This window comes from Bacteroides sp. 3_1_13, from assembly GCF_001185845.1.
GTDB classification, from domain to species: Bacteria; Bacteroidota; Bacteroidia; order Bacteroidales; family Bacteroidaceae; genus Bacteroides; species Bacteroides xylanisolvens.
Window position 1 is genome coordinate 1,859,546 of the sequence record NZ_KQ236956.1, and the last position, 18,802, is coordinate 1,878,347.

Annotated in this window: 18 protein-coding genes and 2 pseudogenes; 7 read left to right on the top strand and 13 right to left on the bottom strand. The window is 40.9% G+C overall.

The window, feature by feature from the left end:
• Positions 1–72 precede the first annotated feature (72 nt).
• The 4 genes from HMPREF9009_RS20005 to HMPREF9009_RS20020 all read right to left on the bottom strand — a co-directional run bounded on the left by HMPREF9009_RS20005 (position 73) and on the right by HMPREF9009_RS20020 (position 4,296).
• Positions 73–1,062 carry a FecR family protein gene (locus tag HMPREF9009_RS20005; RefSeq protein WP_049703107.1) on the bottom strand — a complete coding sequence of 330 codons (990 nt, stop codon included), beginning with the start codon at positions 1,060–1,062 and terminating at the stop codon, positions 73–75.
• 86 nt (positions 1,063–1,148) lie between these two features.
• Positions 1,149–1,751: an RNA polymerase sigma-70 factor gene (locus tag HMPREF9009_RS20010; RefSeq protein WP_009040891.1), complete on the bottom strand. Its 603-nt coding sequence runs from the start codon at positions 1,749–1,751 to the stop codon at positions 1,149–1,151.
• A gap of 149 nt (positions 1,752–1,900) precedes the next feature.
• Positions 1,901–3,982, bottom strand: a complete 2,082-nt coding sequence (locus tag HMPREF9009_RS20015) for a protein-disulfide reductase DsbD family protein (RefSeq protein WP_049703108.1) — start codon at positions 3,980–3,982, stop codon at positions 1,901–1,903.
• Positions 3,983–3,996: 14 nt separating this feature from the next.
• The gene (locus HMPREF9009_RS20020; RefSeq protein ID WP_015532802.1) at positions 3,997–4,296 is read right to left on the bottom strand and encodes a Dabb family protein; all 300 of its coding nucleotides are present in this window, start codon (positions 4,294–4,296) and stop codon (positions 3,997–3,999) included.
• 108 nt (positions 4,297–4,404) lie between these two features.
• Here HMPREF9009_RS20020 and udk point away from each other — a divergent pair, with 108 nt between their 5' ends.
• The gene (gene udk / locus HMPREF9009_RS20025; protein ID WP_049703399.1) at positions 4,405–5,016 is read left to right on the top strand and encodes a uridine kinase; all 612 of its coding nucleotides are present in this window, start codon (positions 4,405–4,407) and stop codon (positions 5,014–5,016) included.
• Positions 5,017–5,060: 44 nt separating this feature from the next.
• Positions 5,061–6,452, top strand: a complete 1,392-nt coding sequence (locus HMPREF9009_RS20030; RefSeq protein ID WP_032811731.1) for an MltF family protein — start codon at positions 5,061–5,063, stop codon at positions 6,450–6,452.
• A gap of 97 nt (positions 6,453–6,549) precedes the next feature.
• Here the strand turns inward: HMPREF9009_RS20030 and HMPREF9009_RS20035 are convergent, their stop codons facing one another.
• The 9 genes and pseudogenes from HMPREF9009_RS20035 to HMPREF9009_RS20070 form a co-directional block, all read right to left on the bottom strand.
• Positions 6,550–8,094 carry a sodium:solute symporter family protein gene (locus HMPREF9009_RS20035; protein ID WP_049703109.1) on the bottom strand — a complete coding sequence of 515 codons (1,545 nt, stop codon included), beginning with the start codon at positions 8,092–8,094 and terminating at the stop codon, positions 6,550–6,552.
• Positions 8,091–8,216 carry a symporter small accessory protein gene (locus HMPREF9009_RS26435; protein WP_004296931.1) on the bottom strand — a complete coding sequence of 42 codons (126 nt, stop codon included), beginning with the start codon at positions 8,214–8,216 and terminating at the stop codon, positions 8,091–8,093. Before HMPREF9009_RS26435 ends, HMPREF9009_RS20035 begins: the two co-directional genes overlap by 4 nt.
• Positions 8,217–8,284: 68 nt before the next feature.
• Entirely contained in the window at positions 8,285–8,887 is a 603-nt protein-coding gene (locus HMPREF9009_RS20040) for a nitroreductase family protein (protein WP_004315984.1), read from the bottom strand.
• A gap of 11 nt (positions 8,888–8,898) precedes the next feature.
• The gene (metH, locus tag HMPREF9009_RS20045) at positions 8,899–11,646 is read right to left on the bottom strand and encodes a methionine synthase (protein WP_053095321.1); all 2,748 of its coding nucleotides are present in this window, start codon (positions 11,644–11,646) and stop codon (positions 8,899–8,901) included.
• 89 nt (positions 11,647–11,735) lie between these two features.
• Entirely contained in the window at positions 11,736–12,188 is a 453-nt protein-coding gene (gene smpB / locus HMPREF9009_RS20050) for an SsrA-binding protein (RefSeq protein ID WP_008643258.1), read from the bottom strand.
• Between the two features lie 9 nt (positions 12,189–12,197).
• On the bottom strand, positions 12,198–12,743 hold the full coding sequence (locus HMPREF9009_RS20055) for a Yip1 family protein (protein WP_008643257.1): 546 nt from the start codon (positions 12,741–12,743) through the stop codon (positions 12,198–12,200).
• A gap of 32 nt (positions 12,744–12,775) precedes the next feature.
• Positions 12,776–13,550, bottom strand: a pseudogene (locus HMPREF9009_RS20060) (hypothetical protein).
• A gap of 82 nt (positions 13,551–13,632) precedes the next feature.
• Complete coding sequence (locus HMPREF9009_RS20065) at positions 13,633–14,133, bottom strand: DMP19 family protein (RefSeq protein WP_008021714.1); 501 nt, start codon at positions 14,131–14,133, stop codon at positions 13,633–13,635.
• A 436-nt stretch (positions 14,134–14,569) separates the two neighbouring features.
• Positions 14,570–14,974 carry an HsmA family protein gene (locus HMPREF9009_RS20070; RefSeq protein WP_049703110.1) on the bottom strand — a complete coding sequence of 135 codons (405 nt, stop codon included), beginning with the start codon at positions 14,972–14,974 and terminating at the stop codon, positions 14,570–14,572.
• A 237-nt stretch (positions 14,975–15,211) separates the two neighbouring features.
• On the opposite strand from HMPREF9009_RS20070, the gene HMPREF9009_RS20075 reads away from it, so the two are divergent.
• The 5 genes and pseudogenes from HMPREF9009_RS20075 to HMPREF9009_RS25440 all read left to right on the top strand — a co-directional run.
• The gene (locus HMPREF9009_RS20075; RefSeq protein ID WP_007759112.1) at positions 15,212–15,913 is read left to right on the top strand and encodes an iron-sulfur cluster assembly scaffold protein; all 702 of its coding nucleotides are present in this window, start codon (positions 15,212–15,214) and stop codon (positions 15,911–15,913) included.
• Positions 15,914–15,932: 19 nt separating this feature from the next.
• Complete coding sequence (locus tag HMPREF9009_RS20080; RefSeq protein WP_008021709.1) at positions 15,933–16,943, top strand: GGGtGRT protein; 1,011 nt, start codon at positions 15,933–15,935, stop codon at positions 16,941–16,943.
• A 308-nt stretch (positions 16,944–17,251) separates the two neighbouring features.
• Complete coding sequence (locus HMPREF9009_RS20085; protein ID WP_008021707.1) at positions 17,252–17,551, top strand: nucleotidyltransferase family protein; 300 nt, start codon at positions 17,252–17,254, stop codon at positions 17,549–17,551.
• Positions 17,544–17,882 (top strand): HepT-like ribonuclease domain-containing protein, encoded by a 339-nt coding sequence (locus HMPREF9009_RS20090; protein ID WP_049703111.1) that lies wholly within the window; start codon positions 17,544–17,546, stop codon positions 17,880–17,882. The genes HMPREF9009_RS20085 and HMPREF9009_RS20090 overlap by 8 nt, the downstream gene beginning before the upstream one ends.
• A 142-nt stretch (positions 17,883–18,024) precedes the next feature.
• Positions 18,025–18,198 (top strand): annotated as a pseudogene (locus tag HMPREF9009_RS25440) (GGGtGRT protein); the annotation flags it as partial.
• Between the last annotated feature and the right edge of the window lie 604 nt (positions 18,199–18,802).

The window sequence follows — 18,802 nt, forward strand, 5'->3', positions numbered from 1 at the left end:
TTTAGGGAGTTCATGAAGGGGCTGTTTTCATCTATTATTCTTTTAAAGGTTGAACATTATCTTTTCTTCATCTCATTCTTTATAAAGAAGGACATTAATACCTTCTTTCTTATATTTGATATCACCGCTGATAAATTCGATGGATTTAAGTACGGCCTCCAGACTCTTATTATCGTGCTCACCGGTAATCAAGTTGTTGAAATCCTGACCGGGAGCAAAAGTAATCCGGCAATTATATACACGCTCCAGTTCTTTTGCCACATCCCGAATCGGTGTACTGTAGAAACGTAAACCTCCTTTCATCCAGACAGCCACTCCCCTGTCTTCTGTTTTCTTGCTATATTCACCGGAAACCGTATTGATAAGCACTTGCTCTTTGGCAGTCAGCCTCATCATTGCTTCCAGTAAATCAACCTGCACTTTACCACTCTCCACACTCACAGATACAATCTCATCCGTTGAATAGGACTTGACGTCAAAACGAGTACCCAATACCCGAACATCCAGCCGCTTCGTCTTTACAACAAATGGCATCTTTTCATTACGGGCAACACGGAAATATCCCTCACCTTCAAGTTCTATTTCACGGCTATCTCCCACAAAACGTTCCGGATAACGCACTTGAGAACAAGAATTCAATACCAGAAGAGTTCCATCCGGCAAAGTCACTTGCCTTTTTTCACCAAAAGAAGTGGTGACTTCGGCAAGCGTGACCTGCTGTTCATTCATATATCGGAAAAAGTTGACACTTCCCATTATAATGGCTATGACAGCCGCCGTACTAACCGCCACCACAGACGCCCGACGGAACCAAGTACGTTTTTTGTGTTCAATACGTTTCAATAACTGACGCGCCTCTCTCTTATACCTTTCCCGTTCCAAATCAGTAGCAGGTTGCAAGTTCCCGGATTCTTCCCAAACCTCTGCTGCCAGTTCATCCAATAAATCTTGGTTTTCTACCTCTTTTATGCTTTGCAAAAGTTGTGAAGCCTCTTCCCTGGTATAAAGGTCATCCAGGTAACGATGCAATTTATCTTTTTCTGTTTTAGTATCTTTCATCATACATTCAAAATAAGGATATTAATTTCCTTCCCTTTGTATAAGTAATACACAAAAGTAAGAAAGAACTAGGGTGTGATTAACATTTATTATAAGTTTAAACAAAATAGAATCAAAAGTATATCAGCTGATGTACTTGAATATTTAGTCAGATAAGAACGAATCACTTTCAGAGAAACAGAAATATGTTCCTGCACCGTATGAACAGAGACACCCAACGCTTCGGCTATTTCTTTATGAGACATCTGTAACTCACGGCTCATTTTGAACACTTCCCGTTGGCGGGGTGTCAATTGTTCCAATGCACGGGCAACAATCTCTTTCAAATCATTGAGCAAAATATGGTTATTGGTTTCGTTAGTTGAATCGATCGCTTGAGAAAGAATCTGTTCTTTCAGCTGATCTTCATTAGCCATGTCGCGCAACTGATTCAGAATACGATTACGTACGATGGTATAAAGGTAGGAAGAAAAAGAGGCTTCGGGATTGATGAAACGACGAGTTTGCCAGACTACCGTAAATGCATCCTGAAAAATATCTTCAGCAAATTCACGCGACTTGACGAACTTCAGGGCGAAGTAGAGCAAACGATTCTTGTAAGCGGCATAAAGTTCGCAAAAGGCCTCTTCATCTCCGTCTATCAGACGGAGAACCAATTCCCGTTCATTTACAAGAGTGTCTGTTGCGTACATATTTTCTTTATTTTTGGGCACAAAGGTATTGTTATGATGTTACAAACGTATGTATTTTTTCTGAAATAAAAAAATAAAAGCGCTCTCACCGAAAAGATGAGAGCGCTTTTATTTCATTTATCATTCAGGACTGTGTCTTATCGAAGATTTTAATTTTTCCCTTTCTTATAATTCTCCAATCCGGTCTGCAAGAATTCGATATACTTAGGAATATCTTCGTTATAGGCATACGACTTATTCAACGGTTTGCCCTGATTGTCCAACAATACATAGAAAGGCTGGGCGTTGGCTCCGAATTTCACACGTTGCAGATAACTCCATTTATCGCCGACAGTACGCAAAGTACGTTCTGTACCGTTCTCGATTATCTTTATGGGCTCTGTCAACGGAGTCTTATTATCCACATAGAGAGTAATCAGTACATAATCGTTATTAATCAAATCACTCACTTTCGGATCAGTCCACACCGCTGCTTCCATCTTACGACAGTTTACGCAACCATATCCGGTAAAGTCGAGCATAACGGGTTTTCCGTTCAGACGGGCATATTCCATGCCTAAATCATAATCATCGAATTTCGCATGTACCTCGTTCTTATACAAATTGAAGTCTTGCGTCTGCATAGGCGGAGCAAATGCAGATACAGCCTTCAATGGTGCTCCCCACAAACCGGGAACCATATATACGGCAAACGCAAAAGAGATTAATGCCATAAAGAAGCGGGTGACTCCCACCTTATTATCATCGTCATCATGCGGAAATTTGATCTTACCCAACAGATAGAATCCAAGCAAAGCAAAGATTACAATCCACAGAGCCAGGAATGTTTCGCGGTCAAGCAGTCTCCAACCGTAAGCCAAGTCAGCTACCGACAAGAATTTAAGCGCAAACGCCAATTCGAGGAAACCCAGCGTTACTTTGATTACATTCATCCATCCACCGGACTTCGGCATAGATTTCAGCCAAGACGGGAACAGGGCAAAAAGTGTAAACGGCAATGCCAAAGCAATGGCAAATCCCAACATACCGATTGCCGGAGCAACCACACTTCCTGTGGTAGATACCTGTACCAGCAGAAATCCGATAATCGGACCTGTACAAGAGAAAGATACCAATGAAAGCGTAAAAGCCATCAGGAAAATACTTAGTAATCCGGTCGTAGATTCCGCTTTGCTATCTACTGCGTTTCCCCATTTCGAGGGTAGTCTGATTTCAAACGCTCCAAAGAATGAAGCCGCAAAAATCACCAGCATCAGGAAGAAGAGAATGTTGAAAATAGCATTGGTAGATAAAGCGTTTAATGCACTGGCACCGAAAATTAACGTAATAGCCAAACCTAATGCCACATAAATCACTACGATAGATGCCCCATACGTCCACGCATCACGAATTCCTTTCTTTTTATCTTTACTACGCTTCAGAAAAAAGCTGACTGTCATCGGAATAATCGGCCATACACAAGGAGTGAACAAGGCCAATAATCCTCCAAGAAAACCTGTAATGAATATATATATCCAAGACATATCCTCCTGACCGTGCTCTTCGCCTAATGCTTGCAGATCACTGATAACGGGTTTCCAAAGTTCACTGGAGGTAACAGCCGGCTGAATATCCGTAATAGCCTCCGTTGTAGTTGCAGGAACCAATTCCATCATAGCAGATGAATCTTTCGAAGCAACAGGAGTTGCCCCTTCTTTCTTATCTGCCTTATCCACTACTTTTTGTTCCGGTTGTTCTGCTTTCGGTTGTTCTGTTTTCGTTGCGGCAGCATTTCCGGCTTTCGCTACTCCCGAAAACTTGAATGGCACTTGAGTAGGGGGCAGGCAGCTCTCGTCATCACAAGCTCCGTATTCCAGATAACCTTCTATCGCGTAAGCTCCACCCGTAAATTTCACTTTCTGTACAAACTTTGCTGTATTCTCGAAATAACGTACCTTCATTTCGAACAATTTATCGAAAGTAGCTACTTCTTTGCCCACAGGCTTCAGTTTACCGACAAGTTCGACACCTGATTTATTATCAACATTAAATGTTGCAGAAATAGGACCGCCATCTCCCAGGTCGGTAGAATAAACATGCCAACCTTTATCAATGGTAGCTGTAAACACCACTTCTGCCTCCGTATCGGAGAGAGTTGTCAGCTCTGTTTTAAACTTTACCGGATCCTTGATCTGCGCTTGCAATGCATATACAACAAAGCTTAAAAGCAGGAAAGAAATTATTTTTCTCATCTTTATTTTTTAATTTATAATTCATAGTCTACGCATGCACGGCTTTCCTTCGTTTCAGCCAGAATCTTACCGGCAGCTACGTGGTCGGGATGCGTTGCATAGAATTTCACATCTTCTAATGTATCAAACTCACTGTAAAGCGCTATGTTCCATGTTTCACCGGGATTCATATTCAATCCGACTTCCACTTTGCGAATTACAGAGATTTTAGCAGGAAGAGCTTCTATTGCTTCCTTGAATTTAGTCATGACTATCAGTTTCTCTTCAGCAGGAACTTCGTCTTTTAACTTAAATAATACGATGTGTTTTACCATTACGTTGTTATTTTAATGAATTGTTTCTATATTTGTCTTGTTAATGCATACATTGCATTAATAGAAATGCAAAAATACTCTATTTGGTTCAAATATACATTTAAAGAGATGTTAATTATAGGAATAGCAGGCGGAACGGGCTCCGGAAAGACCACCGTCGTACGGAAAATAATAGAAAGCCTCCCCGCAGGAGAAGTAGTACTCTTACCACAGGATTCATACTACAAAGACAGTAGCCATGTCCCGGTTGAAGAACGCCAGAATATCAATTTTGACCATCCCGATGCTTTTGAATGGAGTTTGCTTTCCAAACATATCATGATGCTGAAAGAGGGAAAAAGTATCGAACAGCCAACTTATTCTTATCTCACTTGTACGCGCCAGTCCGAAACAATCCACATTGAACCTCGCGAAGTGGTTATCATTGAGGGAATCCTTGCTTTGTGTGATAAAAAGCTGCGCAATATGATGGATCTTAAAATCTTTGTAGATGCCGATCCCGACGAACGCCTGATACGTGTTATCCAAAGAGATGTTATTGAGCGCGGACGTACTGCCGAAGCTGTAATGGAACGTTATACACGGGTTTTAAAGCCTATGCACCTGCAATTTATCGAACCTTGCAAACGATATGCCGACCTTATTGTACCGGAAGGCGGCAGTAATAAGGTAGCTATTGATATACTGACTATGTACATCAAGAAACACTTGAAGAGTTGAGAGTGGAGAATGGAGAGTTGAGAGTTAAAAGCAAAATGTCAGGTATGAATGTCAAGACACTGATTATCCCTTTATTCCTCGTATTGTTCTGTTGTGTGTTCGGATGCCGGAACAAACAACATAGTACAACGGATGAATCCGCACGTGATCTTCCACAAATAAAAGATAGTGGCGAACTCGTTGTATTGACATTGTATAGCTCTACTTCCTATTTTATTTATCGGGGACAGGAAATGGGATTCCAGTATGAACTTAGCGAGCAGTTTGCCAAAAGTCTGGGACTAAAGCTTAGGATTGAAGTTGCCAAAAGCGTTGACGAGATGATTCAAAAATTGCTGGCAGGCGAAGGAGATATGATTGCCTATAATCTGCCTATCACCAAAGAGTGGAAAGACAGTCTGCTTTATTGTGGTGAAGATGTCATCACCCATCAAGTGATTGTTCAGCAAGGAAGAGGAAAACAGAAGCCATTAAAAGACGTAACCGAACTGGTAGGAAAAGATATATACGTAAAGCCGGGGAAATATTACGACCGCCTCGTCAATCTGAACAGCGAATTAGGAGGCGGCATCCGGATTCATGAAGTTACCAATGACAGTACTACCATCGAGGACTTGATAACGCAAGTGGCGCAAGGAAAAATCCCGTATACAGTAGCCGACAATGACTTGGCAAAATTAAATAAGACCTATTATCCTAATTTAAATATCGATCTATCTATCAGTTTCGATCAACGGTCTTCGTGGGCAGTACGAAAAGACAGCCCCGAACTGGCAGCCGCCGCTACTAAATGGCATCAGGAAAATATGACCTCTCCTGCCTACACAGCCAGTATGAAACGTTATTTTGAGAATAGTAAAATGATGCCCCACTCTCCTATCCTTTCATTGAAAGAGGGGAAAATTTCTCATTATGATGATTTATTCAGAAAGTATTCCAAAGATATCGGATGGGATTGGCGTATGCTGGCGTCACTAGCCTATACAGAATCTAATTTCGATACCACCGCTGTTTCCTGGGCCGGCGCTAAAGGACTGATGCAGTTAATGCCTGCCACCGCCCGGGCAATGGGAGTACCTCCCGGCAAGGAGCAGAATCCGGAGGAAAGTGTAAAAGCGGCTATTAAATATATCGCCGCCACCGACCGCAGTTTCAGTATGATTCCCGACAAACAGGAACGACTCAACTTCATTCTGGCATCTTATAATGCCGGCTTGGGACATATATACGATGCCATGGCGCTAGCCGAAAAATACGGAAAGAACAAACTAGTATGGAAAGACAATGTAGAAAACTTCATCCTGCTCAAAAGCAATGAAGAATACTTTACCGACCCTGTCTGCAAAAACGGGTATTTCCGTGGTATCGAGACTTACAATTTCGTCCGTGATATCATGTCGCGCTACGAATCTTACAAGAAGAAAATAAAAGCATGATTAATATTAAGTATTAAGTATCAAGTATTAAGTATTACGCCATGCGGATAAGCACCTCAAAGGCCACGGTTAATACTTAATACTTGATACTTAATACTTATTTTTTGGTTACTAAGCTGATTACGATGATGGCTAATACAGATAATGGTAAGGCAAATAATATCGGATCAATCACAGGGAAAGGATAAGTGGTAATCAATACATCCCGTCCAAATAATGCTTTGCAGATACCTAATGCTGCAGATTCTTTCTGATGAAGAAATACAAGGGCAAACAGGCTACCGATTGTTCCGACCCAAAGACTTGCCATGACACCCTGCTTAGTAGCTTTCTTCCAATATAAAGCACAGAAATAGGCTGGAAGGAAAGCTGCAGCACAAATCCCCATAAAGATAGAAGTTCCACGGGCGATAATATCATGAGGCAACATATAGCAAATAATGTAGCTGACCAGAATAGAGAACAATACTCCCAGACGAATCACGTTGGTCAGTTTATTCCGCGAACGGGGTTTATAAGTTCCATAGATATCAGAACCTACCGAAGCCCCCATTGTATGGAACTGCGAGCTTAGTGTAGACATACTGGCCGAAAGGATACATAACATAAAGAGTGCGGCAAACCAGTCGGGCATCGCTTTATTAATAAAATATGGAATAATCTTATCGATGTCCTGCACTACTTCGGTAGCAACCGCTCCTTCTGTTTTCAGGAAGAAAAGGTTACTCAAAGCTCCGGCATGATAGATAGCTCCTACTGTTATAATCAAAAAGAAACAACCGATAAATACACCGCGGTTTAATTGTTTGCTACTTTCCACAGTCATAAAACGAACCACTAGCTGGGGTTGCGCAAGACATCCGATTCCTACTCCTAAAATAAGGGAAGTAACAAGTGAGTACCATTGTGGTGAACCTGTAACAGGCATTGCAGTCCATCCCTGATGTCCCAATGCTTTAAATTTTTCCGGGACTAACGGAGCAATAGCAGTCAACTCTTCATTCGCTTCGGTAAAACCCATACCGAGCACCTGATATAGAGAGAATAACAGAAACAGCATGCAACCGAACATGATAACTGCCTGCAACGCATCTGTATACATGACTCCTTTCATACCGCCCGCAATAACATAAGCAGCAATAACCAATGTAAATATCAACAAAGAGATATTGAAATCAATCTGAAAGATCTGTTCGATAAATACAGCTCCACCTTTCATCACAACTGCTGCATAAAGCGGCATTCCGATGAAAATAACAGCAGCAATAAATACCTGTATATTACGGGAACGAAAATGACGCCCTAATAATTGAGGAAAAGTGCTCACATTCAGTTTTGCGCCCATACGCCGGGTGCGTAAACCGAAAAAGATAAAAGCAATGACAACCCCAATAAACATATTCAGAAAACAGAGCCACTGAATACCCATTCCGAAAGCTGCCGCCACTCCTCCAAAACCTACAATAGCAGATGCAGAGATAAACGTAGCACCGTAAGAAAGTGCCATAACAATAGGATTCATCTGACGTCCGCCTACCAGATAGTCACTGGTATTCGTTGTTTTCTTATATCCCAAAAAGCCGAGATAAGCAAGTGACAAGAGATATCCTATCACAATCAAGCCGAGTGTAAATGTATTCATCGAGTTTCGTCTTTTTCGTCATCCTTATTCCAATACTTCAGCCCAAACCAGGCAGCAAAGATCACACATACCACTGAAAGAAGGTAAGGCAGAATTATAAAAGGGTCGTCTATTCCAAACATTTGCGTATCAGATTTTAATTAGCGTTGCAAATGTAAGGAAATTATTGAAAAGACAAAACTTTTGCTTACTAATACTGATTATAATGTATCTTTTTCTCGTCAAATTTCTGTTTCGGGTTCTCTTTTGTAGCCGGATAGCCGAAAGGAATGACACAAAGCGGAAGGATATTATCAGGTAGATTGGTATATTTGCGTACCACCTGCATACGGTCTTCATAAGGATAGGCAGCTGTCCATACAGCCCCCAGTCCCAGACTTTCGGCAGCCAGCAGAATATTTTGCGCTGCTGCTGAACAATCCAAATACCAATAAGACGAACGTACAGAATCTCCGCAGACAATGATAGCGTTACGGGCCTGGGTCAACATCTTTGCATAAGGAAGCGCAGCAGCCATTGAATCCAGTTTGGCACGGTCGGATACTACTATAAACTCCCAAGGACGGACATCTTTCCCCGAAGGGGCAGCCATTCCGGCACGAAGCATCAAGTCTATTTTCTCTTTCTCCACTCCCTTATTCAGATAAGTACGCACACTTTTACGTGCGAAGATATTATCCAAAGCAGCATTTCCGGTTTCGGACGTTCCTTTTTCTTCTTTGGTAGAAGAACATGCGCTCATAGCAACAACTATTGCTGCAATCAGACATAAGAAAGAGAAAATCTTTTTCATTGTGATACTAATTAAAACAGATTCAACTTATTTTTCTGCGCCTCTTCCAATGAAACCGTTTCACGTTTCAGCAGACCGCTTTTTTCACGAAGCGCCTCATATTCGCTATTCAGTTCGTTCACCAATTCGGCTTTCAGCTGTGGATTCAATAATTTGGAAGCAACACTTGCATTCTGGGAAGCATCTTTCAGATGTACCACCGGAGCGTGATAGACAGGAGCAATCTTCAATGCCGTATGCATTTTCGATGTAGTGGCCCCACCAATCAGAAGAGGAATATCCAGTCCTGCTTTTTCGAGTTCCAAAGCCACATGCGCCATTTCTTCCAAAGAGGGAGTAATCAGACCACTCAATCCGATCATATCCACTTTTTCTTCAATGGCACGCTGCACAATGGTTTCCGCCGACACCATCACTCCCAAGTCTACAATATCATAACCATTGCAAGCCATCACCACCGCTACAATATTTTTTCCAATATCGTGCACATCGCCCTTTACAGTTGCCAGCAATACTTTTCCAGCCGCGGCGCTTCCTTCCACTTTTTCCGATTCGATAATCGGCTGCAGGATAGCTACGGCTTTTTTCATCGTACGGGCAGTCTTCACAACTTGGGGAAGAAACATTTTACCGGCACCAAACAACTCGCCTACATAATTCATTCCATCCATCAACGGGCCTTCAATCACATCGACTGCTTTATCATAAAGCGGCAATGCTTCCGCCAAATCCTGTTCAAGGAAATCTCCAATTCCTTTCATCAAGGCATATTTCAAGCGTTCCTGAACGGATTCTTCTCTCCACGCATCTTGTTTGGCAGTTGGTTGTCCGGCAGTTCCGCTCATAGTTGCTTTCAGCGATTCCGCCAATTCTATCAGACGTTCCGCTGCGTCCGGACGACGATTCAAGACGACATCTTCTATCTTTTCCAATACATCGGTCGGGATATCACTATACAACACGGAAGTACCCGGATTCACAATTCCCATGTCCATTCCTTGCTGAATGGCATGATAAAGGAATACAGCGTGCATCGCCTCACGGATATAATTATTGCCACGGAAAGAGAAAGAAAGGTTACTGACTCCTCCGCTAATATGAGCACCCGGAAGGTTCTTTTTGATCCATGCGGTAGCTTCAATGAAATCTACGGCATAGTTATTATGTTCTTCGATCCCCGTAGCTACGGCAAGTACATTGGGGTCAAAAATAATATCATGAGGATTAAAACCTACTTTATCTACCAAAAGACGGTAAGCCCGTTCGCAAACTTCTATTTTACGGGCGGCTGTATCTGCCTGACCTTTCTCATCAAAAGCCATTACGACGGCGGCCGCTCCATATTGGCGGATGATACGGGCATGTTCGAGGAAAACGTCCTCGCCTTCTTTCAGAGAAATGGAGTTAACGATTGACTTTCCTTGCAGACATTTCAGGCCGGCTTCAATCACTTCCCATTTGGAAGAGTCAATCATTACCGGAACACGGGCTATTTCCGGTTCGGACATGATAAGATTCAGGAAAGTAGTCATCTCTGTCTTTGCGTCCAACAGTCCGTCATCCATATTGACGTCAATCACCAAGGCACCATCTTCCACTTGTTGACGGGCGATGGAGAGAGCTTCATCATATTTCTTTTCGTTTATCAGACGAAGAAACTTACGAGAACCGGCTACGTTGCAACGTTCGCCGACATTTACAAAGTTAATTTCCGGTTTGACTTCCAATAGTTCAAGCCCGGAAAGCCACATACAATCCGGTGCAAGAGCAGGGACGTGTGGTTTAGCACCTTTCACGAGGGCGGGATATTCGGCAATATAGGCATCCGTCGTTCCACAACAGCCGCCAATGATATTGATTAGTCCTTCTTCAATATATTCTCTCACTTCGTGAGCCATATCAGCAGGTGTCTGGTCATACTTACCCAGGCTATTCGGTAATCCGGCATTCGGATAAGCACTAATATAATAAGGTGCACGAGCTGCCAGTTGTTCAAGGAATGGTTTCAATTGGCGGGCTCCGAAAGAACAGTTTAAACCGACAGAAAAGATATTGGCATGTTGCACGGAAGCAAGAAATGCGTCCAATGTCTGGCCGGACAATGTTCGTCCGCCAATATCGGACACCGTTACAGATAACATGACAGGGACTTCGACGCCTGTTGCTTTCATTGCCTGTTCGGCTGCAAAAATAGCAGCTTTGGCATTCAGGGTATCAAAGATTGTTTCGATCAGAATGGCGTCTACGCCACCTTCAAGCATTGCTTCCATCTGTTGCTGATAGGATGCAGCCAGTTCGTCGTAACTCAAAGCACGATAAGCCGGATTGTTCACGTCCGGGCTCATAGAGCAGGTTTTATTGGTTGGTCCCACAGAGCCGGCTACAAAACGCGGTTTATCGGGATTCTTTGCAGTGTACTCGTCGGCAAGATCACGGGCTAGTTTTACGGCTGCCAGATTCATCTCACGCACGTATTCTTCTACGTGATAATCAGCCATAGAAACTGTAGTCGAACTGAATGTATTGGTTTCGATGATATCCGCACCTGCTTCCAGGTATTTACGATGAATATCCTGAATCACGTCGGGACGTGTGAGACACAATAAGTCGTTATTCCCTTTCAACTGTCCGGGAATATGCGCAAACCGTTCACCACGAAAATCTTCTTCCTTGAGGTTATATTGTTGAATCATTGTACCCATTGCCCCATCCAGAATAAGGATGCGCTCGGATACGACTTGAGAAATTGTCTTTTTCATTACCCTATCACATTAATACCTAATTACCTACTCTGCCATCTTCTGCCAGACTCTTCGCAGTCTGGTGTTTATCTTATAGCGGCTTTTAGTTACCGCTTGAACATTCTTGCCATATCTCTACGGTCGTCTTTCTCCTTTATAGATTCTCGTTTATCGTATTCTTTCTTACCTTTCGCCAAAGCGACTACCAGTTTCGCCAAACCTTTCTCATTGATAAACAAGCGTACAGGAACAATCGTAAAGCCGGGATTTTTCATCTCCCGCTGAAGTTTCTCCAATTCTTTTTTATTAAGCAACAACTTCCTCTCTCTACGTGCCGTATGGTTATTGTACGATCCATAGAAATATTCGGCGATGTGCATATTCTTCACCCACAATTCGCCTTTCGTAAAATAGCAAAACGTATCTACCAGACTGGCTTTTCCCAAACGAATGGATTTTATTTCCGTACCGGTCAATACAATACCTGCTGTGTAGGTATCTATCAGCTCGTAATCAAACGTAGCCCGTTTATTCTTTATATTTACAGGAGGTTGTTTCATCTTTACTCATTAATTAAGTATGGCCGTCAGCCTATTAAACACGATCTGTATCACCGCCGGACATAGTATTAACAATACAGACGACAAAAGGGTGTATTTTAATCGTTGTTTTTCTTCTACTCCCATCAGTATAGGAACTCCCTCCCATACCACATAGACGATGTAGAACTGCAGCAACCAAGCAATAATTCTAAAATCAGGTAATAGTCCGGTTACTATCTGAAGCAGGAAAGACACAACCAATGCATATCCTGCAAACTGTTGTGTCAACGGCATATTGCTATGCAGACCAAACATCCTTGTTCCCATTTCATTGATGGCATAAGCTGCCAGAAAATAGCCACCGAACAGGGCTACAGCTACGGCGCAACAATTGGTCATAGCTATCTGGAAACTTTGCGGACCTCCCCACCCATTCGTCAATAACGAACCGATGAATACGGACAGACCGCATAAACCAATCATAGGATAGACAAAAGCCATATATACTTTTCGCCTATCCTCTTCCATAGAAATTTCCTCCCAGGCCTTGGCCGGAGAGGAAATCAATTTCATTGCTATGTTAAATAGTTCCTTGTAGTTCAATGTTATTCTGTAAATGCGTAATCATATTCAACCGAACGTTCAACCGAAGTTTCCTTCCCATCCTTATCGACCAATTCATCTTTTGAGTTATTGATTTCAGCTGTCAGTTCCAGGTATTTCGGTAATTTGCCTGTTTTCTCCTTAAATGCAGCAAGAGCAGCTCTAATTGAATAAGCCCTATAAGCATATGTAAATTTAGAACGAGTTACGGTCTCACCTGCATCCTCAACAACATGGCTAATATATAGTTTTAACTTAGTGTCAGAGGCAGTCATTGCTTCAGGATCATAAGAAAGAACAAATGAATGCTTCTTTACTTCTGAATCTTCAACACTAGAGTTTGTAACTTTCACCCAATATGGCATTGTCAAAACGATTGTATTTTTGTCATAATAAACCAAACTTGACTGTTGCTTATCCAATGAATAAAGAGGATTAGTAGGTTCCGTTTTTTGAGGATTCAAACCTTCATTAACCTTTAGGGTCAATACAAAGCGGAGTAGATAGCAAAGTAACTGGTATACTAGTACTATTTGCTGTCACCTGTGATTGGTCATATTGGCATGAAATTATATACATATTTCCATCCAAAAAGCCCAATTCTGTAGTTGGAACCAACTTCGTAGTTGCATCCCCCATCAGAAATGATCCAAAATTATACTTAACAGGAACAGTCATTGTAACATTGTGGTTATCATCTCCATTCATACAAGAAGTAACTGACATACCCATAACCACAGCCATCAAAGCCACCAAGAAAAATTTCACTTGTTTCATAAACATATTTTTTAGATTTTGCAAAGATATAAATTCTAATTCATAATTAATAAATGCAAGTACTTAAAAAATACTGCATCAGTTACTTTATTATTTTTGCAAAAAGTTCCAAATGATCATCTACGTAGCTTGCAATCAATGCTGTGACTTGTTCTTCCATCTCTAAATAGGCTTCTTCCAACTCATCAAAAGCTTCATATTGCTCGTACATAGCCATAAATTCATCATCCGTCCGTTCCTTTTCCAAATCTTTCCGGTTGGCATCAAAGATTTTCTTAGCCTTATAAACTAATTTCGAAAACTCTTCCGCTCCCCACAAACGCATCACTTTCGCAAACGGATTATCAAAGATATAACCACCATAGCCATTCTGAATCAATTGACAGAACCCGCCAACCATCATCTCATCACGAAAAATCTGATAAGCCAGCAAAGAATGTTGTTCTCCCGTCAACAAAGGCATCGTCTCCGCAGTCAATTCACCACCGATTACCTCTTTATATTTATCTGTAAACGCCTGGATAAATTCATCCATTCCTTCACCCGCAGCCTTTTGTAAGGCTGATTCTACAACTTCGATCATAATCTTCTTTATATAATGATGCAGCAAAGCTACGAATTTTATTCTACATCCAGTAATAATCCCTCCATAATCTTGCCAATCTTAACTCCATTATCCGTCCTCCACGTTCTTCACACGATCCATATCATCTCATTTACAGACACTTCCTGTGAACAAATCATATAAAACACGGTATTCACATCCTTCACAGAATATGTATTTCACAGTTTCACCACATAGTGAGAACCAATACTTGCTATATTAATAGAAACAGGCAAATAGCATATATATCCCGAATGAAAAGCAACTGTTTAATAACAGACGACTCCAGTCGGCTATCCAGTCAACTCTAGTCGACTAATCAGACAACGATAGTTGTCCGAATGGCCGGCTAGAGTCAGCTGACAAGAATATTGTAAGGTGATTTATGAATTGCCGGCTCTATTCAGGCTGTTTATTATACATGTAATCGCATCCCCAAATAAACTCCTATTAGATAAGGTATAAGCCAAATGCACCAAACTACAATGCTGAAACGATTAAAATGTCTCTTTTCTATAGGCGTTCCCTTCACATAGGTCCATATCGCCCATAACGCATGTACAAACATCAGAAGAATAGCAATTGCCCCTATCACCGTATGCATTTCGTCATGCAAATGAGTCAGTTCGGCAATATGCTCCATCAGGCTTGTACCCACCGTGTCGGCCAGCAACCCGAGAAGAAAGAAAATGATATGCCAAAACTTTAATTTCCTTTGAAGACGTTCTACCCAAACACCTATCGTATAAAACACAAGCGCAGATGAAATAACGCAAATTGCCGCTATTAAATAATGTATATCTATCTGATTCAGTTCCATAAATTTTCTTTTTCTAATAACAACAAAGCACAGGATAGATAGTTCTCGCGGTCTCAATCTTTCACAAATGCAATCCCGACTTTACAAACGACGAAAAAACGTAAACAGATTTGTCTCTTTTCACAAAAAAGTAATAAAAGGCGATTTGCAGAAACAAATAAATCGACTACCTTTGTGGGCGATTTAGAGAATCGTGACTACGTATTTTTAATTATATCACTAAAAAAAGAGCTAATTATGACTTATTCACACGAAGTGGAACACATGTGTGTTGTAAAGAAGGGCCCTAACCACGGACCGGCTCCCATACCCGAAGAAGGCAAATGGGTAAAATCTAAAGAAATCGTTGATATTTCTGGTTTGACACACGGTATCGGTTGGTGCGCTCCTCAACAAGGTGCTTGTAAACTGACACTGAACGTTAAAGAAGGTATCATTCAGGAAGCTTTAGTTGAAACTATCGGATGTTCCGGTATGACTCACTCTGCTGCTATGGCTGCTGAAATTCTTCCGGGAAAAACGATCCTTGAAGCATTGAACACTGACCTTGTTTGCGACGCTATCAATACTGCAATGCGCGAACTTTTCTTGCAAATCGTATACGGACGTACTCAATCAGCTTTCTCTGAAGGTGGTTTGATTATCGGTGCAGGTTTGGAAGACTTGGGTAAAGGTCTTCGTAGCCAGGTAGGTACTCTTTATGGTACTTTGGCTAAAGGTCCTCGTTACCTTGAAATGGCAGAAGGTTATATCAAACAAATCTTCTTGGACAAGAACGACGAAATCTGCGGATACGAATTCGTACACATGGGTAAGTTCATGGACGAAATCAAGAAAGGTACTGATGCTAACGAAGCTTTGAAGAAAGTTACAGGTACTTACGGACGCGTAACAGCAGAACAGGGAGCAGTTAAATCTATTGATCCACGTCACGAATAATATAAGGAGGAAAGAAACAATGATTAGAGAAGTAAAATTCGAAAGCCAAGACCGTCGTATCAAACAGATTATCGCTGCTTTGAACGCTAACGGCATCAAAGATATCGAAGAAGCTAACGCTATCTGTGAAGCTCATGGACTTGATCCTTATAAAACGTGTGAAGAAACTCAGCCTATCTGTTTTGAAAATGCAAAATGGGCTTATGTTGTAGGTACTGCCATTGCTATTAAAAAAGGTTGTACAAACGCTGCTGAAGCTGCTGAAGCTATCGGTATCGGTCTGCAAGCATTCTGCATCCCGGGTTCTGTAGCTGACGACCGTAAAGTTGGTATCGGCCATGGTAACCTTGCTGCTATGTTGCTGCGTGAAGAAACTAAATGTTTCGCTTTCCTGGCAGGTCACGAATCTTTCGCTGCTGCTGAAGGTGCTATCAAAATCGCTGCTAAAGCAGACAAAGTACGTAAAGAACCGTTGCGTTGTATCTTGAACGGTCTTGGAAAAGACGCTGCTCAGATCATCTCTCGTATCAACGGCTTTACATACGTTCAGACTCAATTCGATTACTTTACTGGTGAACTGAAAGTTGTTCGCGAAATCGCTTACTCTGACGGTCCTCGTGCAAAAGTAAAATGTTATGGTGCTGACGACGTTCGCGAAGGTGTAGCTATCATGTGGAAAGAAGGTGTAGACGTATCTATCACAGGTAACTCTACTAACCCGACTCGTTTCCAACATCCAGTTGCAGGTACTTACAAGAAAGAACGTGTTCTTGCTGGTAAACCATATTTCTCTGTAGCTTCAGGTGGTGGTACAGGTCGTACTCTTCACCCGGATAACATGGCTGCCGGTCCTGCTTCATACGGTATGACAGATACGATGGGTCGTATGCACTCTGACGCTCAGTTCGCTGGTTCTTCATCAGTTCCTGCTCACGTGGAAATGATGGGCTTCCTGGGAATTGGTAACAATCCTATGGTAGGTTGTACTGTGGCTTGTGCTGTAGACGTAGCTCAGGCTTTGGGTAAGTAATTCAAATAATTACCATATAGTAAATCCCTGTAACTGATAAGGTTATGGGGATTTTTTATTTTCAGTATGTTCATAGATTGAACTGCTGATTTACCTCTCTCCTACCTTTCTAATATAGTTTAGTTTTGTATTCCTACCTAATACTGATTTCACTTTACTAAGATGGATATAGATACTACTTTAAACTAAAAAAGAAAGTATTTATTAGTCCAATGCAAAAAAAGTAGAGTATTAATACAACTATCCCTAATGATACCTTGTTAAAGTAAGAGTTATTAACTATCTTTGCATTGAAAGGAGATACACCTATGAAGCTGATTGAAAATAATATCCAAAAGATAATTGACCTATGCAAAAAACATAAGGTACATAAATTATTTGTCTTTGGTTCTGTTCTTACGAGTCGTTTTAATGACAACAGCGATGTTGATTTAGTTGTCGATTTCAATAAGGCAGAAGTAAGCGATTACTTTGATAATTTCTTTGATTTCAAATATGCTTTAGAAAATTTGTTTGGTAGAAAAGTAGACTTATTGGAAGAACAGACTATTAAGAATCCATATTTGAAGAAGAATGTGGATGCAACTAAAACTTTAATCTATGGATGAATTAATAAAGAAACACTTGCAAGATATTCTAACTGCCATTGAAGAAGTAGAAAGTTTCTTCGGCAATGCTCCTAAAGTTTATGATGACTTCTATGGTAACCTATGCCTTAGACGAGCCATTGAAAGAAACATAGAAATTATTGGTGAAGCAATGAATAGAATACTAAAAGTTGATAAAGATATAGCTATAACCAATTCTCGTAAAATAGTAGATGCCAGAAATTATATCATACATGGCTATGATAGTCTATCCGTAGATATACTTTGGAGTATGGTTATTAACCATTTACCAAAACTAAAAAATGAAGTAACAGCATTACTAAATATATAAGGTTTGTGACTTATTCACGACCATTTATTCAAAACAGAGAGATTTATAATCTGGAGCGTTCTTTAAAGCATTTCAATATTCACCTGTAAAACATTCATTTACGATTAATTTGATTGAATTATAGGGATGCAGTGTCGCTACTTCATACGGTATGACAGATACGATGGGTCGTATGCACTCAGACGCTCAGTTCACTGGTTCTTCATCTGTTCCTGCTCACGTAGAAATGATGGGATTCCTGGGAATTGGTAACAACCCGATGGTAGGTTGTACAGTAGCTTGTGCTGTTGACATAGCTCAGGCTTTGGGTAAGTAATTTATTACTTTTATACATAAGGAGAGTGTTCAATACAGCACTCTCCTATTTTTACTTAAAAACAAAAACTTTTGGAATAGCGTTTCCATTCTATATTTATTAAAAGATATTGGCATAAACACCAAAAAATTATTACACAACAATGCTAATTTATCAACTGAACTTTGTTGGATATAAACCTAATAACCATATCTGCATAAGCTCATAATCAATAAAATTATGGAATACATCAACGAATTTCACAAGCAATGGATAGAGCGTACTCGCAAGTCAATAGCATTATGGAGCAAGCAGCCAGCCTCATTAGAAGAAAAAAGGAAGCAACAAGAACGTTTGGACCAACAGAGAGCTATAAGAGAAGGCAAATTGAAGAGTTAATTTCATTTGCCAATTCAGACGATTTATGGATCCCCCCTCTAATTTGAATATAGAATTTTTAAGTAAAGGTGGAGAAAATGAAGTCTATACAGGAAATGAAGATATAGTTGTAAAGCTGAACAACTTTGAGTACGCAGGCGATGATTTATGGAATAGATGGAGATTTGTATTTTATTGATACACAAATTAGATTGAGAACTCAATCCTAACGAAAGATCTATTTGAG

Bases quoted from the DNA above. Each gene is read 5' to 3' on its own strand.
- udk (WP_049703399.1), top strand. From the start codon at position 4,405: ATGTTAATTATAGGAATAGCAGGCGGAACGGGCTCCGGAAAGACCACC.
- HMPREF9009_RS20030 (WP_032811731.1), top strand. From the start codon at position 5,061: ATGAATGTCAAGACACTGATTATCCCTTTATTCCTCGTATTGTTCTGT.
- HMPREF9009_RS20005 (WP_049703107.1), bottom strand. From the start codon at position 1,062: ATGATGAAAGATACTAAAACAGAAAAAGATAAATTGCATCGTTACCTG.
- metH (WP_053095321.1), bottom strand. From the start codon at position 11,646: ATGAAAAAGACAATTTCTCAAGTCGTATCCGAGCGCATCCTTATTCTG.
- HMPREF9009_RS20085 (WP_008021707.1), top strand. From the start codon at position 17,252: ATGAAGCTGATTGAAAATAATATCCAAAAGATAATTGACCTATGCAAA.
- HMPREF9009_RS26435 (WP_004296931.1), bottom strand. From the start codon at position 8,216: ATGTTTGGAATAGACGACCCTTTTATAATTCTGCCTTACCTTCTTTCA.
- HMPREF9009_RS20010 (WP_009040891.1), bottom strand. From the start codon at position 1,751: ATGTACGCAACAGACACTCTTGTAAATGAACGGGAATTGGTTCTCCGT.
- HMPREF9009_RS20065 (WP_008021714.1), bottom strand. From the start codon at position 14,133: ATGATCGAAGTTGTAGAATCAGCCTTACAAAAGGCTGCGGGTGAAGGA.
- HMPREF9009_RS20040 (WP_004315984.1), bottom strand. From the start codon at position 8,887: ATGAAAAAGATTTTCTCTTTCTTATGTCTGATTGCAGCAATAGTTGTT.
- HMPREF9009_RS20035 (WP_049703109.1), bottom strand. From the start codon at position 8,094: ATGAATACATTTACACTCGGCTTGATTGTGATAGGATATCTCTTGTCA.
- HMPREF9009_RS20075 (WP_007759112.1), top strand. From the start codon at position 15,212: ATGACTTATTCACACGAAGTGGAACACATGTGTGTTGTAAAGAAGGGC.
- HMPREF9009_RS20090 (WP_049703111.1), top strand. From the start codon at position 17,544: ATGGATGAATTAATAAAGAAACACTTGCAAGATATTCTAACTGCCATT.
- HMPREF9009_RS20015 (WP_049703108.1), bottom strand. From the start codon at position 3,982: ATGAGAAAAATAATTTCTTTCCTGCTTTTAAGCTTTGTTGTATATGCA.
- HMPREF9009_RS20020 (WP_015532802.1), bottom strand. From the start codon at position 4,296: ATGGTAAAACACATCGTATTATTTAAGTTAAAAGACGAAGTTCCTGCT.
- HMPREF9009_RS20080 (WP_008021709.1), top strand. From the start codon at position 15,933: ATGATTAGAGAAGTAAAATTCGAAAGCCAAGACCGTCGTATCAAACAG.
- smpB (WP_008643258.1), bottom strand. From the start codon at position 12,188: ATGAAACAACCTCCTGTAAATATAAAGAATAAACGGGCTACGTTTGAT.
- HMPREF9009_RS20070 (WP_049703110.1), bottom strand. From the start codon at position 14,974: ATGGAACTGAATCAGATAGATATACATTATTTAATAGCGGCAATTTGC.
- HMPREF9009_RS20055 (WP_008643257.1), bottom strand. From the start codon at position 12,743: ATGAAATTGATTTCCTCTCCGGCCAAGGCCTGGGAGGAAATTTCTATG.